Origin of the sequence: Streptomyces sp. NBC_01261, assembly GCF_036226385.1 — a bacterium.
In the GTDB taxonomy this organism is placed as follows: Bacteria; Actinomycetota; Actinomycetes; order Streptomycetales; family Streptomycetaceae; genus Streptomyces.
On sequence record NZ_CP108463.1, the window covers coordinates 8,917,752 to 8,932,499 of the forward strand.

Here is a 14,748-nt window from a genome sequence, read left to right on the forward strand (position 1 = left end):
GCACGCAACGAACCGCCCACCGGTGCGCAACGGCTCCTTCTTGTCCGGCCCGGCCCGTCGGCCGTACCGTCTAGGGAGACCCCAATAGGTGGCTCTTCGGCCTTTTCGTACCGGTGAGGAACACGCATGCGCACCGCCCTCCTGCAGAGCTCCGGCCGCCCCGGCTCCGTCGTCGAGAACCTCAAGGTCCTCGACGAGGCCGCGGGCCGGGCCGCGGCCGGCGGTGCCGGGCTGCTCGCCGCGCCGGAGATGTTCCTCACCGGATACGCGATCGGCGACGACATCGGCCGCCTCGCCGAGCCCGCCGACGGCGACTCCGCGGACACGATCGCCGACATCGCCGGCCGCCACGGACTCGCGATCGCCTACGGCTACCCCGAGCGCGACGGCGACGCCGTGCACAACTCGGCCCAGCTGATCTCCGCCGACGGCACCCGCCTCGCCAACTACCGCAAGACCCACCTCTTCGGCGACTTCGAGCGCGCCCACTTCACACCGGGCGAACAGCCGGTCGTCCAGGCCGAGTTGAACGGCCTGACCGTCGGCCTGATGATCTGCTACGACGTCGAGTTCCCGGAGCCCGTCCGCGCCCACGCCCTCGCCGGCACCGACCTGCTCCTCGTCCCGACGGCGAACATGCACCCGTTCCAGTTCGTCGCCGAAGCGCTGGTCCCGGTGCGGGCCTGGGAGAACCAGATGTACGTGGCGTACATCAACCGCATCGGCCAGGAAGGGGAGTTCGACTTCTTCGGCCTCTCCACCCTCGCCGGACCCGACGGGGTCGCCCGCACCCGTGCCGGCCGGGGCGAGGAACTCCTCCTCTCGGACCTGGACCCCGAGTTCCTGGCCGACTCCCGTGCGGCGAACCCGTATCTGACGGACCGTCGCCCCGGCCTCTACGGGTCCCTCGCCTGAATCCCCGGCCTTCGCCTTCCCTTCAAAGCTTTGTCGCTAGGAGTCCGTACCCCATGACGTCCACGGTGCCCAACGCCGTCCAGCACGCCGACGAGCGGCAGCCGCCGATCACCATGTTCGGGCCGGACTTCCCGTACGCGTACGACGACTTCCTCGCCCATCCGGCGGGCCTCGGCCAGATACCCGCGACCGAGCACGGCACCGAAGTCGCCGTGATCGGCGGCGGGTTGTCCGGCATCGTGGCCGCCTACGAGCTGATGAAGATGGGCCTCAAGCCCGTCGTCTACGAGGCCGACCGGATCGGCGGCCGACTGCGCACCGTCGGTTTCGAGGGGTGCGACCCGTCCCTCACCGCCGAGATGGGCGCGATGCGCTTCCCGCCCTCCTCCACCGCCCTCCAGCACTACATCGACCTGGTGGGACTTGAGACCCGGCCGTTCCCCAACCCCCTTGCGGAGGCGACCCCTTCGACGGTCGTCGACCTCAAGGGCGAGTCGCACTACGCCACCACCGTCGACGACCTCCCGCAGGTCTACCGCGACGTGATGCACGCCTGGAACGCCTGCCTCGAAGAGGGCGCCGACTTCTCCGACATGAACCGCGCCATGCGCGAACGCGACGTCCCGCGCATCCGCGAGATCTGGTCGGAGCTCGTCGAGAAACTCGACAACCAGACCTTCTACGGCTTCCTCTGCGACTCCGAGTCCTTCAAGTCCTTCCGGCACCGCGAGATCTTCGGCCAGGTCGGCTTCGGCACGGGGGGCTGGGACACCGACTTCCCGAACTCGATCCTCGAAATCCTGCGCGTCGTCTACACCGAGGCCGACGACCACCACCGCGGCATCGTCGGCGGCTCCCAGCAACTCCCGCTCCGCCTCTGGGACCGCGAGCCGCAGAAGATCGTCCACTGGCCCTACGGCACCTCGCTGGCGTCCCTGCACGTGGGCGGCGCACCCCGCCCCGCCGTGACCCGGCTGCACCGCACCGCCGGCAACGGCATCACGGTGACGGACGCGAACGGCGACATCCGCACCTACCAGGCGGCGATCTTCACCGCCCAGTCCTGGATGCTGCTCTCGAAGATCGCCTGTGACGACTCGCTCTTCCCGATCGACCACTGGACGGCGATCGAGCGCACCCACTACATGGAGTCCTCGAAGCTGTTCGTTCCCGTCGACCGGCCCTTCTGGCTCGACAAGGACGAGGAGACGGGCCGGGACGTCATGTCGATGACCCTCACCGACCGGATGACGCGCGGGACTTACCTCCTCGACGACGGCCCGGACAAGCCCGCCGTCATCTGTCTCTCGTACACCTGGTGCGACGACAGCCTGAAGTGGCTGCCGCTGTCCGCGAACGAGCGGATGGAGGTCATGCTGAAGTCGCTCGGCGAGATCTACCCGAAGGTCGACATCAGGAAGCACGTCATCGGCAACCCGGTGACCGTCTCCTGGGAGAACGAGCCCTACTTCATGGGCGCGTTCAAGGCCAACCTCCCCGGCCACTACCGCTACCAGCGGCGCCTGTTCACCCACTTCATGCAGGACCGGCTGCCCGCGGACAAGCGGGGCGTCTTCCTCGCCGGCGACGACATCTCCTGGACGGCCGGCTGGGCCGAGGGCGCCGTCCAGACCGCGCTGAACGCGGTCTGGGGCGTCATGCACCAGCTCGGCGGCACGACCGACCCGACGAACCCCGGGCCCGGGGACGTCTACGACACGATCGCGCCGGTCGAACTGCCGGAGGACTGACGGGCGTTCAGCTGGTCGGAGGCAGGTCGGCCGGAGGTCAGATCCCGGCCGCGCGTGCCTTCTCGTACACCTCAGCGGCGACGTCCTTGAGCTCCTGGGCGTCCCGCGGAGTGGTCTGGAGATCGACCAGGATCTCCTCCAGGCCGACCGCCGCGTGTGCCACCAGGTCCTCGACGATCTGGTCGGCGCTGCCCTGGAAGGGCTGGCGGTCGGGTCCGTCATAGGGCTTGGCCGTGTGCACGGCGTTGGCCCGCACGACCTTCTGGATCGGCTCGGTGCGACCGCGTTCGGCCGCCAGGTCCTGCAACTCCCGCCACTCGGCGGCCAGTTGCTCAGCGCCCAGGGCCACCGGAATCCAGCCGTCGGCGTGGTCCACCAGCCGCTGCCGGGCCTTCCCGCTGCCCGCGGCCAGCAGGATCGGGATCGGCCGGGCGGGCTTGGGACCGACCACCGCGGAGGCGATCTTCGTCAGTCGGCCGTCGTACTTCACCGGGTCCGGGCCCCACACGGCCCGGCACACCTCGATCAGTTCGTCGAGCACCCGGCCGCGCTCCTCGAATGGCCGGATTCCTGCCGCCGCGTACTCGTCGAGCGACCAGCCGGTGCCCAGGCCCGCGATCACCCGGCCGCCGCTCGCCGCGTCCAACGAGGCCAGCGCCTTGGCCAGTTGGAAGGGTATGCGCAGCGGCGCCACCAACACACTGGTGCCCAGCCGCGCCCGCTCGGTGGCGGCGGCGGCGAGGGTGAGCGTGACCAGGGGCTCGGCCACGTCCCGGTACACGTCCGGCCAGGCGAGACCCTCGATGTTGTACAGGCCCTGGGTGGCGGGCTCCGGGAAGAGGGCCCGCTCGAAGACCCACAGGCTTTCGTAGCCGATCTCCTCGGCGGTGCGTGCCACGTCGGGAACGTCCGTGCCGATGGAGTACTGCCGCATCTGGGGGAGACTGAGGCCCAGCCGAGTCGTCATACCGGTGCTCCTTCGCATTCGGGTGTGCCGTCAACGCGGGGCGATCACCGGGGGGTTCCGAGGTGGCCGGCACGGCGGCCGGATCAGGCCACCTCAGTCGGGCAACGGCGTGAGCATCATCCGGCCCGCGAATCCCACCGCCGCGTCCAGCCGCTCGGTGAACTCCTCGGCGACATCGGGCAGTCCGCGCAGCGCCCACAGGGCCCGCGCCGCTGTCCAGGTGGCCTCCCGGGCGCGCTCCAGACTCCACGAGCCGAGCAGATGCGTGAGCGGATCGGCGATCTGGAACAGGTCGGGCCCCGGCATCAGTTCCTCGCGGACGCGCTCCTCCAGCGACACGAGGAGATCGCCCACGCGGTCGAACTCGTCCTCCAGGTCGGCCGGTTCGCAGTCGAGCGTGCGGCAGGCGTCCACGACGGCGAGCGCGAGGTCGTGGCCGATGTGTGCGTTGATGCCGGAGAGCGCGAACTGCAGCGGTCGTACGCCGGGATGGCGCCGGAGCTGGAACAGCGGGCGCCAACAGGCGGGCGGGCGGCGCCCGTTGGCCGCCGCGTCCACGGCCGCCAGGTACCGCTCCGCGAACCGTACGTCCAGCGTGATCGCCGCCCGCGCGTCCGCGAACCGACCGGCGTCGACACCCCGGTCGACCGCCTCCGTGACGGCGAGATACACGCGGTTGAACACTGCGATCCCGTCCCGTGCGGGCAGTTCCTCGTCGAGCGCGCGCAGCCGGGAGACGACCTTGTCCACGGGTGTGGTGAAGTGTGCCAATTGCCCCATGGGGGCAGCGTCCCAGCCCTGGGCTGGCCGCGGTGCCGCCGGGCCCGACACTTCCCCAGAACGGGGGAACGGGTCCGGTGTGAGGGGGCGGTGTGTCGCGTTCGCGGGACCGACGGCGGAGCGTACTGGTCGTGGCGGCCTCGATCGTGGTCGCGCTCGGCGCGATGACCGGGGCGATCAGAGCGCTGGACGACGAACGCGGCACGGACCGGACCCGGCCGCACGCGAGCGACGCGACCCTGCTGCTGCCGTGGCCCGATGTGCCGACGACGTTGAACTCCCCTTCCCCGAAGGGGAGTTCGTCGGCCCATCCGAAGAAGACCACCACGACCGGCCCCACCCCGAAACCGCCCAAAATCACCCCCTCCCGCCTCTACCGCCACTCGGACTCCCAGGTCCTCGACTGGGTCCGCGCTCATCCCGACGACCCCCGTACCGAGGTCATAGAGTCCCGGATCGCCGATCAGCCGGAGGCGGTGTGGTTCGCGGACTTCACACCGTCGACGATCACCTCCCGGGTCCGCGCGGTGACTTCGGGCGCCGCCGCGCAGGGCCGGGTGCCGGTGGTCGTGCCGTACGCGATCCCGGACCGCGACTGCGGCGGGGCCTCCGAGGGCGGGGCGCCGGACTTCGACGCGTACGACGGCTGGATCGACGACTTCGCGGCGGGGCTGGGTTCCAGGGAGGTCGTCGTGATCCTCGAACCCGACTCCACAGCCCAGGCCGACTGCCTCTCCGAGGCCCAACGCGCCGACCGCTTCGAGGCGTTGGCCCGCGCGGGCCGTGTCCTGAAGGCCGCCGACCCGAAGGCCCGCGTGTACTACGACGCGGGCCACTCCGACTGGAACCCGGCCGCGCGGCAGGCGGCCCTGCTGAAGCAGGCGGGCGCGGCCTCCGCCGCCTCCTCGGACGGGATCTTCAGCAACGTCTCGAACTTCCACGCCACTTCGGCCGAGATCGCCTACGACCGGCAGGTGCTGGACGCCCTCGGCGGTCCCGCGGGTCTCGGCGCCGTCATCGACACCAGCCGCAACGGCAACGGCGCCCCGGCCGACGGCCAGTGGTGCGACCCGGCGGGCCGGAAGATCGGCCGGGCGCCGACGCTGAGCACCGGGGAGGCGCGGATCGACGGCTATCTGTGGGTCAAGTTGCCGGGGGAGTCGGACGGTTGCCGGGGCGCGGCCGGCACGTTCACGGCGTCGTACGCCTACGACCTGGCGCGCTGACCGGCCTCGCCCGGTGAGTCGTACGACGACGTCCCCTCGTCCAGCAGCGGTTGGTCCGTCTTCAGGTGGGCGGGCGCGAGGAAGCGCAGGGCGTGGTAGCCGGTGATGACGACGAGCGTGCCCAGCGCGATACCGCTGAGCGTGAAGTTGTCGGTGAACTTGATGGTGACGCCGCCGACGCCGATGATGATGCCCGCCGCGGCCGGTACCAGGTTCAGCGGATTGCGCAGGTCCACACCGGAGTTGAGCCAGATCTGCGCGCCGAGCAGGCCGATCATGCCGTAGAGGATGACGGTGATCCCGCCGAGCACCCCGCCCGGGATCGCGGCCACGATGGCGCCGAACTTGGGGCTCAGGCCGAAGAGGAGCGCGAAGCCGGCGGCGGCCCAGTAGGCGGCGGTGGAGTAGACGCGGGTCGCGGCCATCACGCCGATGTTCTCGGAGTAGGTGGTGTTGGGCGGGCCGCCGACGGCGGTCGACAGCATCGAGGCGACGCCGTCCGCCGAGATCGCGGTGCCCAGTTTGTCGTCCAGCGAGTCGCCCGTCATCTCCCCAACTGCCTTGACGTGTCCGGCGTTTTCGGCGACCAGCGCGATCACCACCGGCAGCGCGACCAGGATCGCCGACCACTGGAAGGACGGTCCGTGGAAGGACGGCAGCCCGACCCAGTCGGCCCTGCCGACGCCGGAGAGGTTCAGGCGCCAGTGGTCGGTGACCTCACCGCTCGCGCTCATCGAGTGGATGCGGCCGAAGATCCGGTCGAACGCCCAGGAGACGCCGTAGCCGAAGACCAGGCCCAGGAAGATCGCGACGCGGGACCAGAAACCACGCAGACAGACGACGGCCAGACCGGTGAACGCCATGACCAGCAGGGCCGTCCACTGGTCCTGCGGCCAGTAGGTGGCGGCGGTGACCGGGGCGAGGTTGAAGCCGATCAGCATGACCACCGCGCCGGTGACGATCGGCGGCATCGCGGCGTGGATGATCCGCGCCCCGAACCGCTGCACGGCGACCCCGACCAGGAACAGCACGACCCCGACGACGAACACCGCGCCGGTCACCGTCGCGCTCGTCCCGCCCTGCGCGCGGATCACGGCGGCCACGCCCACGAAGGACAGCGAGCAGCCGAGGTAGCTGGGCACCCGGCCCCTGGTCGCGAGCAGGAAGATCACGGTCGCGACGCCGGACATCATGATCGCGAGGTTGGGGTCGAGGCCCATCAGGACCGGGGCCACGAAGGACGCCCCGAACATCGCCACCACGTGCTGGGCGCCGAGCCCGACCGTGCGCGGCCAGGAGAGGCGTTCGTCGGGGCGGACGACCGCTCCGGGCGCGGGCGTCCGCCCGTCACCGTGCAGCTTCCAGCGCACGCCGAGGTCCATGGTGGGGTCGCTTTCTCTGTACGTGAAATCGGTCCGGACCATTGTCACGGCTACCTGGTGGTTCTACGCTCGCACGGTTCCACTCATGAACAGCGTTCACATACCTGATCGGAGTTGATCGGTGAGTGCAAGGTCGAGTGTCAGATCCCGACTGGGCATCCTTCTCGCCGCCGTGGCCACGCTCACGGCCGTCGTCATCCCCTCCGCCTCCGCGCACCCGGCGCCGGCCGTCCCCCACACCGCCGTCCTCGACGGCACCCGCCTCCAGCAGACCAAGCTCCGTCTGGACCGCGGGGACCCTCAACTCCGGCGGGCGGTCAAGCAGTTGACGGCGCGCGCCGACAACTGGCTGCACCAGGGCCCCTGGACGGTCGTGGACAAGCCGAAACCCGCCCCCGGCGGGGATGTTCACGAATACCTGAGCCAGGCGCCCTACTGGTGGCCCACGACCACCCCGACCGCCGACAACCCGTGGGGCTGCCCGTACGTCCAGCGTGACGGCCAACGCAACCCCGAGGTCGACACGGGGACCGACCGCCAGGACGTGGAGAAGGTCTTCGACTCGACGTACGACCTCGCGCTCGCCTGGTACTACACCGGCGACAAGCGCTACGCGCACAAGGCCGACCAGGTCCTGCGCACCTGGTTCCTCGACCCGGCCACGAAGATGAACCCCAACCTGGACCACGCCCAGTTCATCCCGTGCAAGTACGACGGCCGCGCCATCGGCATCATCGACTTCTCCCAGTCGTACACCAGCGTCGTCGACGCCGTCGCGATCCTCGGCACCGGTGCCCCCGGCTGGACGAGCAAGGACCGTACGGCGATGGCCGGTTGGAACTCCGACTTCCTCGGCTGGCTGAAGAACAGCGCCTTCGGCAAGGAGGAGGGCGCCGCCGCCAACAACCACGGCACCTTCTACGACATGGAGTTGGCCGCCCTCGCCTACGCGACCGGCGACAAGGCGCTGGCCAGGCGGACCGTGCTGGACGCGCGCGCCAAGCGCGTCGACCCGCAGATCGCGGGCGACGGCAGCCAGCCGCAGGAGCTCGCCCGGACGCGGAGTTGGCACTACTCGACCTTCGACCTGGTCGCGTACACCCGGCTCGCCGCCATCGGCCGGCATGTCGGCGTGAACCTGTGGACCTATCAAGGCCCGGACGGGCAGGGCTTGTTGAAGGCGGTGGACTATCTGCTGCCGGCCGCGACCGGGGCCGCCGCGTGGTCGCATCCGGAGCTGGAGTTCTACCGGTACGCGGCGAGCGACGTCGTCCACGCGGCGGCCGACGCGGGGGACGCCAGGGCGAAGGCCGCCGTACCGAAGCTGGAGGCGCCGCCCGGCGGTGACCTGTGGGCGCTGCGTCCGGCGGCCGAGCAGCTGGACTCGATCGCCGGTTGACCGGCCCACCGTGTGAGGACTCGGAGGGCCTCCGTAGTCCTTCCCCGTAGGCCCGTCCGAGCAGGGCCTTCTCGACAGGGGCTCCTGAGCGGTCGCTTAGAATGGGGCGGTCCCCACAGTCTCCACCGCCCCACCAGCACCGCTCGGGAGTCCCGCCGTGACCGTCGAAAGCCCATCCGCCACCGCCCTGTCCTACGGTCAACTCCGCGCCGTCACCGTGCACTTCGACGATCTCGACGCGCTCGGAATGCTGCACAACGCCCGCTACCCGCTCCTCGTCGAGCGGGCGTGGACCGAGCTGTGGCAGGAGCACGGGGTCCGCTTCGACGGCGACTGGGCGAGCGCCGGGGACGCCTGCAACGTGGTGAGGGAACTGCTGATCAGCTACGAGGCGCCGGTCACGAAGACGGGTGCGTACGCGGTCCACCTCTGGCTGGACCGGCTGGGGACGACGGGCCTGACGTACGGCTTCCGGTTCTGTTCGGCGGACGGAGCGACGACCTATGCGACCGGCACTCGGGTCCTGGTCCGGCTGGACGCGGGGACGTTGCGCCCCGCGCCCTGGAGCGAGGGGTTCAGGGCCGTGGGCCGGACACTGCTGCGCTCGGCGGGCTGACCTTCGGGCGGTCGCGGTCCCCGGCGCGGAGCACGCCCGCGAAGACCACGAGCCCGCCCGCCAACACCGTGACCAGGCAGAACGACACGACCAGGCTCGTCGCCTGCGCCACCCCGCCGATCAGGCTCGGCGCGACAAGCCCCGAGGTGTAGGTGATCGTCGCGACGCCCGCGATGGCCTGGCTCGGGTTGGGGCCGCTGCGGCCCGCCGCCGCGAAGCAGAGCGGGACGACCACGGCGATGCCCAGACCGAGCAGTGCGAAGCCGACCATCGTCAGCGCCGGGGTCTCCGCGAGGACGATCAGCAGGCCGCCGAACACGGACAGCACCCCGCCCGCGCGGACCGTACGCACCGAGCCGAAGCGGTTCACCACCCCGTCGCCGACCAGCCGGGCCACCGCCATCGTCAGCATGAAGCCGGTCGTCGAGGCCGCCGCGAGCCCGGCCGACGTACCCAACTGGTCCTTCAGGAACACCGCCGACCAGTCCAGGCTCGCCCCCTCCGCGAACACCGCGCAGAAGCCCACCGCGCCGATGAGCAGCGCCGACTTCGGCGGCAGCGTGAACCGGGGCGGCGCCTCCTCCTCCACGCCCGGGGGGATGTCCAGCACCCAGTGGCAGGCGGTCACACCGAACACGGTGAGGATCACGGCGGCGATCAGGTGGTGCACGCGGGCGTCCGAGCCGAGGTGTGCGGCGAGGGTGCCGCCCGCCGAACCGATCAGGGCGCCCGCGCTCCACATACCGTGCAGGCTCGACATGATCGACTTGTCGAGGAGGCGCTCGATCTCGACACCGAGCGCGTTCATCGCGACGTCGGCCATGCCCGCGCTCGCGCCGTACGTGAACATCGCCAGGCACAGGGTGACCAGGTTGGGCGCGAGCGCGGGCAGCACCAGGGACATGGTCCACATGGCGATCAGCCCGCGCAGGGCGGTGCGGCTGCCGAAGCGGTGGGTGATCCAGCCGGCCAGCGGCATCGAGCAGGAGGCGCCGAACGCCCCGAAGGCCAGGGCGAACCCGAGCCAGCCGGCGGCGACGTGCGCGTGCTCCTGGATCCACGGCACCCGGGTCGCGAACGAGCCGGTGACCGCGCCGTGCACGGCGAAGACGGCCGCCACGGCGTACCGGGCACGCTTCACCTCGCGTCGGTCGTAGACCACTTCACTCATTGTCCGGCCCCTCCTGCCGCGCGCGTCCCCGCCGCCGTCAAAGTCTCTGCTCACGCGTTCTCGTCCCGCTCGCGCCGGGTAAACTATCAGGAACCCTGCCTGATAGAAAGAGAGTTACCGGCTGCCCGTCGCACCCCCTCGATCTGGGAGGATTCCCGGCATGCCCGCATCCCCGAGCACCGCCCGGGCCATCAACGACCGGCTCGCCCTGCGCCTGCTGCAACACGAAGGCCCGCTGACGGCAGGGCAGTTGAAGCAGCTCACCGGACTCTCCCGGCCGACCGTCGCCGACCTCGTCGAACGCCTCACGGCCTCCGGGCTGATCGAGATGGTCGGCGAATCCGGGGAGCAACGGCGCGGCCCGAACGCCCGGTTGTACGGCATCGTCGGCAACCGCGCGTACCTGGCCGCGCTGGACGTCCGCACGGAGGGCGTCTCCGTACTCGTCTCCGACCTCGTCGGCCGGGTGCTCGCGGAGGCGTCGGTACCGATCGACGGCGACTCGGGCACGGGCCCGGCGGTCGAACAGGCCGTGGCCCTGGTGGAACGCGCGGCGAAGGAGGCGGGCGCGGAACACCTCCACACGGTGTGCGTCGGCGCCCCCGGCCTCATCGACCCGGCCACCGGCGAACTCCGCGACACCACCGGCCTCCCCGCCTGGCACCGACGCCTGGTCGCCGCCCTCCACGAACGCCTCCCCGACACCCGCATCGTCGCCGAGAACGAGACGAACCTCGCGGCGCTGGCCGAGCGACGCGACGGCGCGGCCCACGACCGGGACACGTTCGTGCTGCTGTGGCTGGGCATGGGGATCGGTGCGGCGGTGGTGCTGGACGGGATGTTGCGCAGGGGCGCGTCCGGGGGCGCGGGCGAGATCGGTTTCCTGCCGGTACCGGGGACGAGGGGGTTCCCTTCGGCGACGGACTGCGAGGGGGGTTTCCACTCGCTGGCGGGGGCCGGGGCTGTGCTTGAACTGGCCAGGGAGTGCCGGGTGTTGGAGGCGGGGAGGGCGGAGGGGAACAGCGCGGCGGAGGTCGTGCGGTGGGCTGTCGCGGAGCTGGGCGGCATCGGCGTCGGGGGTGACGCGGGCGTCGATGCCGGGGGTGAGTGCGATACGGGTGCCGCGGGCGGCGGTGTCGATGCCGGGGGCGACCCGGATGCGAGCGCCGACGCCGGTCGTCCGGACCCCACGCGAGACACCGGCCCCCGCAACGCCTCCGCCGCCCGCTTCCTGGACGCCCTCGCCGACCGTCTCGCCCTCGGTGTCGCTTCAGTCGTCGCGCTGCTGGACCCCGGATGCGTGGTCCTCGGCGGCGAGGTCGGGCAGGCCGGCGGTGACGAACTCGCCGTACGGGTCGCCGAGCGGATCGTCCGGATGTCCCCGTTGCCCGCAGAGGTGCGCCCGAGCGTCCTCGGCGGCGCCGCCGTGCTGCGCGGCGCGCTGCTGACGGCTCAGGACGGCGCGCAGGACGAGTTGTTCGGATAGCCGGCCGGGCGCGCGGTCGCACCTGGCCTGAGTGGCCCGGCGGTGGGCAAGGGCCGTCGTCACCACCGCCGGACCGGTCCAGGGTGTCCCCTCCGGAGATCCGAAAAGGACTAGACCAGATGATCCAGCAGGTAGGGCCCCCTTGAGAAGTCCAGCGGCACTGTCTGTGAGCCAGCCCACACCCTTCACCTGGATGGACCCTTGCCGGGCGTGGCACACTGGCCGTGTACCAGAAGCAGCGCACTCCGGGGTCGGTGAAAGTCCGAACCGGCGGTTATAGTCCGCGACCCGTCCGCTTCCAGCGGCCGGTTGACCAGGTGGAATTCCTGGACCGACGGTTAAAGTCCGGATGGGAGGCAGTGCGCGGCGGGCGGGCATTCGTGCGCGCCGCCGTATCGGCTCGTCCTGTGTGGACGGGTTCTGTCCGGCGTCGTTCCCGGTGTTCTCGTCCGTTTCATTCTGTCGTCTTCGACAGGCCCCGGAGTCCGTGCCCTATGAGGCAGGAGGACCCGGGAAGTGTTCACCGGAATCGTCGAAGAGCTGGGTGAGGTCACCGACGTCGAGAATCTCGACGACGCCTCCCGCTTTCGTCTGCGCGGCCCCATCGTCACCGAGGGCGCGAAGCACGGCGACTCCATCGCCGTGAATGGCGTCTGTCTCACCGTCGTGGAGTTCGAGGGTGACGAGTTCACCGCCGACGTCATGGCCGAGACCCTGAACCGTTCCAGCCTAGGCGTCCTCGCCGTCGGCTCCCGCGTCAACCTCGAACGCCCCATGGCCCTCGGCGCCCGCCTCGGCGGTCACATCGTGCAGGGGCACGTCGACGGCACCGGCGAGGTGATCGAGCGCAAGCCGTCCGAGAACTGGGAGCTCGTCAAGATCTCGCTCCCGGCCGACCTCACGCGCTACGTGGTCGAGAAGGGCTCCATCACCGTCGACGGCATCAGCCTCACCGTCGTCGACGCGGGCCCGGACTACTTCACCGTCAGCCTCATCCCCACCACCCTCGGCCTGACCACGCTCGGCCTCAAGCAGCCCGGCGACCCGGTCAACCTTGAGGTCGACGTCATCGCCAAGTACGTGGAGCGGCTGATGGGTTCACGCGAGGTGACCCCGTGAACTGGCTCAACTCCGAGGCCTTCGTCCTGTTCGGCCAGCACATCAAGTGGTCGGACATGATCGGCAACGTCATCGGACTGATCGGCCTCGCCTTCGGCTGGCGGCGGTCCATCTGGAGCTGGCCCACCCAGTTCGTCTCCGGCGTGATCCTCTTCGCCGCGTTCGCCACCGCCCACCTCTCCGGCAGCGCCGGCAAGCAGGTCGTCGTCATGGTCGTCGCGGTCTACGGCTGGTGGCAGTGGAACCGCGGCGGGGGCGGCACCGCCGACGGCCACATCACCCCCCGCTTCGCCACCTGGCGCGAGCGCGCGATCCTGGCCGGCTCCGCCGCCGTGGGGACCGTGGCGGTCGCCGCCCTCTTCAAGGCGTACCCCTCGCTCTCCTGGGACCCGTGGCCCGACGCCTACATCTTCGTCGGCACCGTCGTCGCGATGTACGCCCAGGCCCGCGGCATGGTCGAGTTCTGGTTCGCCTGGCTCCTCGTCGACCTCGTCGGCGTCCCCCTCAACTTCGCCAACGGCTTCGCGTTCTCCGGCTTCGTCTACGTCATCTACGGCGCACTCGTCCTGTGGGGCATGCGCGACTGGTGGCTGCGCTCCCGCAAGACCCCGCAGCCCGTCCTGGAAGGAGCGCCGGCATGACTACGGCACCGATCCTGTACAGCACAGACGGTTTCGAGGACTTCTCCCTCGACCCGGTCGAGCAGGCCATCGCGGACATCGCGGCCGGCCGCCCCGTCGTGGTCGTCGACGACGAGGACCGCGAGAACGAGGGCGACCTCGTCATCGCCGCCGAGAAGGCCACCCCCGAGATCATCGCGTTCATGATGAGCGAGTGCCGCGGCCTGATCTGCGCCCCCATGGAGGGCGACGAGCTGGACCGGCTCCGGCTCCCGCAGATGGTCGAGGACAACACCGAGTCCATGAAAACCGCGTTCACAGTCTCCGTGGACGCCGCGCCCGTTCACGGTGTGACCACCGGTATCTCCGCCTCCGACCGCGCGACCACGCTTCGGGTCCTCGCGAGCGGCAACGCCCAGGCCGACGACCTGGTCCGCCCCGGCCACATCTTCCCGCTGCGCGCCCGCACCGGCGGTGTGCTGGTCCGCAACGGCCACACCGAGGCCGCCGTGGATCTCGCCCGTCTGGCGGGCCTGCGCCCGGCCGGCGCGATCGTCGAGATCGCGGGCGAGGACGGCCGTATGCTCCGCCTCCCCGAACTGATCCCGTTCGCCCGCAAGCACGGCCTGACGATCATCTCCATCGAGGACCTGATCACCTACCGCCAGGCAGCCGAACCCACCGTCCGCCGCGAGGCCGAGGTCCAACTCCCCACCCGCCACGGCCAGTTCACGGCCTACGGCTACCGCTCCACCGTGGACGGCGTCGAGCACGTCGCCCTCGTCCACGGCGAGATCGGCGACGGCGAGGACGTCCTCGTCCGCGTCCACTCCGAGTGCCTCACCGGCGACGTCTTCCACTCCCTGCGCTGCGACTGCGGCCCCCAGCTGGAGGCCTCCCTGGAGCGCATCCAGGAGGAGGGCAGGGGAGTGGTCGTCTACCTCCGCGGCCACGAGGGACGCGGCATCGGCCTGCTCTCCAAGCTCCGGGCGTACGAACTCCAGGAGCGCGGCCGGGACACCCTCGACGCCAACCTGGAACTCGGCCTGCCCGCCGACGCCCGGGACTACGGCGCAGGCGCGCAGATCCTGGAGGACCTCGGCGTCCACAGCCTGCGCCTGATGACCAACAACCCCGACAAGACCGACGCGCTCGTCCGGCACGGCCTCAAGGTCACCGGCCGGGAGCCGATGCCCGTACAGGCGGGCGAGCACAACCTCCGCTACCTGCGCACCAAGCGGGACCGGATGGGGCACGACCTGCCCTGGCTGGACACGGCCCCCGTGTCCACCTGCGGCAACCAGTGACCGCGCAAT

The 14,748-nt window shown here is 70.8% G+C and carries 13 protein-coding genes and 1 riboswitch; of the genes, 9 read left to right on the plus strand and 4 right to left on the minus strand.

The genetic code is table 11. The features are described from left to right. Positions 1-126: 126 nt before the first annotated feature. Complete coding sequence (locus tag OG226_RS39795) at positions 127-915, plus strand: carbon-nitrogen hydrolase family protein (protein WP_328684563.1); 789 nt, start codon at positions 127-129, stop codon at positions 913-915. Positions 916-968: 53 nt separating this feature from the next. Beyond that, a complete protein-coding gene (locus OG226_RS39800) occupies positions 969-2,666 on the plus strand; it encodes a flavin monoamine oxidase family protein (RefSeq protein ID WP_328684564.1) in 1,698 nt (565 codons plus the stop codon). Positions 2,667-2,703: 37 nt separating this feature from the next. Here the strand turns inward: OG226_RS39800 and OG226_RS39805 are convergent, their stop codons facing one another. Beyond that, positions 2,704-3,633, minus strand: a complete 930-nt coding sequence (locus tag OG226_RS39805) for an LLM class F420-dependent oxidoreductase (RefSeq protein WP_328684565.1) — start codon at positions 3,631-3,633, stop codon at positions 2,704-2,706. 93 nt (positions 3,634-3,726) lie between these two features. Next, entirely contained in the window at positions 3,727-4,413 is a 687-nt protein-coding gene (locus OG226_RS39810; RefSeq protein ID WP_328684566.1) for a DUF5995 family protein, read from the minus strand. 125 nt (positions 4,414-4,538) lie between these two features. Here OG226_RS39810 and OG226_RS39815 point away from each other — a divergent pair, with 125 nt between their 5' ends. After that, positions 4,539-5,639, plus strand: coding sequence for a glycoside hydrolase family 6 protein (locus OG226_RS39815; protein WP_328686569.1), 1,101 nt, complete (start codon positions 4,539-4,541; stop codon positions 5,637-5,639). On the opposite strand, the gene OG226_RS39820 is transcribed toward OG226_RS39815, so the two are convergent. Then, positions 5,621-7,021, minus strand: a complete 1,401-nt coding sequence (locus OG226_RS39820) for a uracil-xanthine permease family protein (RefSeq protein ID WP_328684567.1) — start codon at positions 7,019-7,021, stop codon at positions 5,621-5,623. The two genes, OG226_RS39815 and OG226_RS39820, sit on opposite strands and share 19 nt — an antisense overlap. A gap of 121 nt (positions 7,022-7,142) precedes the next feature. Between OG226_RS39820 and OG226_RS39825 the strand changes: the two genes are divergently transcribed. Together OG226_RS39825 and OG226_RS39830 are read left to right on the plus strand one after the other, a co-directional pair. Next, positions 7,143-8,420 (plus strand): alginate lyase family protein, encoded by a 1,278-nt coding sequence (locus OG226_RS39825; RefSeq protein WP_443066945.1) that lies wholly within the window; start codon positions 7,143-7,145, stop codon positions 8,418-8,420. 157 nt (positions 8,421-8,577) lie between these two features. After that, complete coding sequence (locus tag OG226_RS39830) at positions 8,578-9,036, plus strand: acyl-CoA thioesterase (protein WP_328684569.1); 459 nt, start codon at positions 8,578-8,580, stop codon at positions 9,034-9,036. On the opposite strand, the gene OG226_RS39835 is transcribed toward OG226_RS39830, so the two are convergent. Next, on the minus strand, positions 8,996-10,207 hold the full coding sequence (locus OG226_RS39835) for an MFS transporter (protein ID WP_328684570.1): 1,212 nt from the start codon (positions 10,205-10,207) through the stop codon (positions 8,996-8,998). The two genes, OG226_RS39830 and OG226_RS39835, sit on opposite strands and share 41 nt — an antisense overlap. Before the next feature lie 160 nt (positions 10,208-10,367). On the opposite strand from OG226_RS39835, the gene OG226_RS39840 reads away from it, so the two are divergent. The 4 genes from OG226_RS39840 (at position 10,368) to OG226_RS39855 (ending at position 14,739) form a co-directional block, all read left to right on the plus strand. Continuing rightward, on the plus strand, positions 10,368-11,693 hold the full coding sequence (locus OG226_RS39840; RefSeq protein ID WP_329351662.1) for an ROK family transcriptional regulator: 1,326 nt from the start codon (positions 10,368-10,370) through the stop codon (positions 11,691-11,693). 236 nt (positions 11,694-11,929) lie between these two features. Beyond that, positions 11,930-12,060, plus strand: a riboswitch (FMN riboswitch). Between the two features lie 149 nt (positions 12,061-12,209). Next, complete coding sequence (locus tag OG226_RS39845) at positions 12,210-12,812, plus strand: riboflavin synthase (protein WP_328684572.1); 603 nt, start codon at positions 12,210-12,212, stop codon at positions 12,810-12,812. After that, complete coding sequence (locus OG226_RS39850; protein WP_329351663.1) at positions 12,809-13,453, plus strand: nicotinamide mononucleotide transporter family protein; 645 nt, start codon at positions 12,809-12,811, stop codon at positions 13,451-13,453. Before OG226_RS39845 ends, OG226_RS39850 begins: the two co-directional genes overlap by 4 nt. Next, positions 13,450-14,739 (plus strand): bifunctional 3,4-dihydroxy-2-butanone-4-phosphate synthase/GTP cyclohydrolase II, encoded by a 1,290-nt coding sequence (locus tag OG226_RS39855; protein WP_328684574.1) that lies wholly within the window; start codon positions 13,450-13,452, stop codon positions 14,737-14,739. Before OG226_RS39850 ends, OG226_RS39855 begins: the two co-directional genes overlap by 4 nt. Positions 14,740-14,748: the final 9 nt, after the last annotated feature.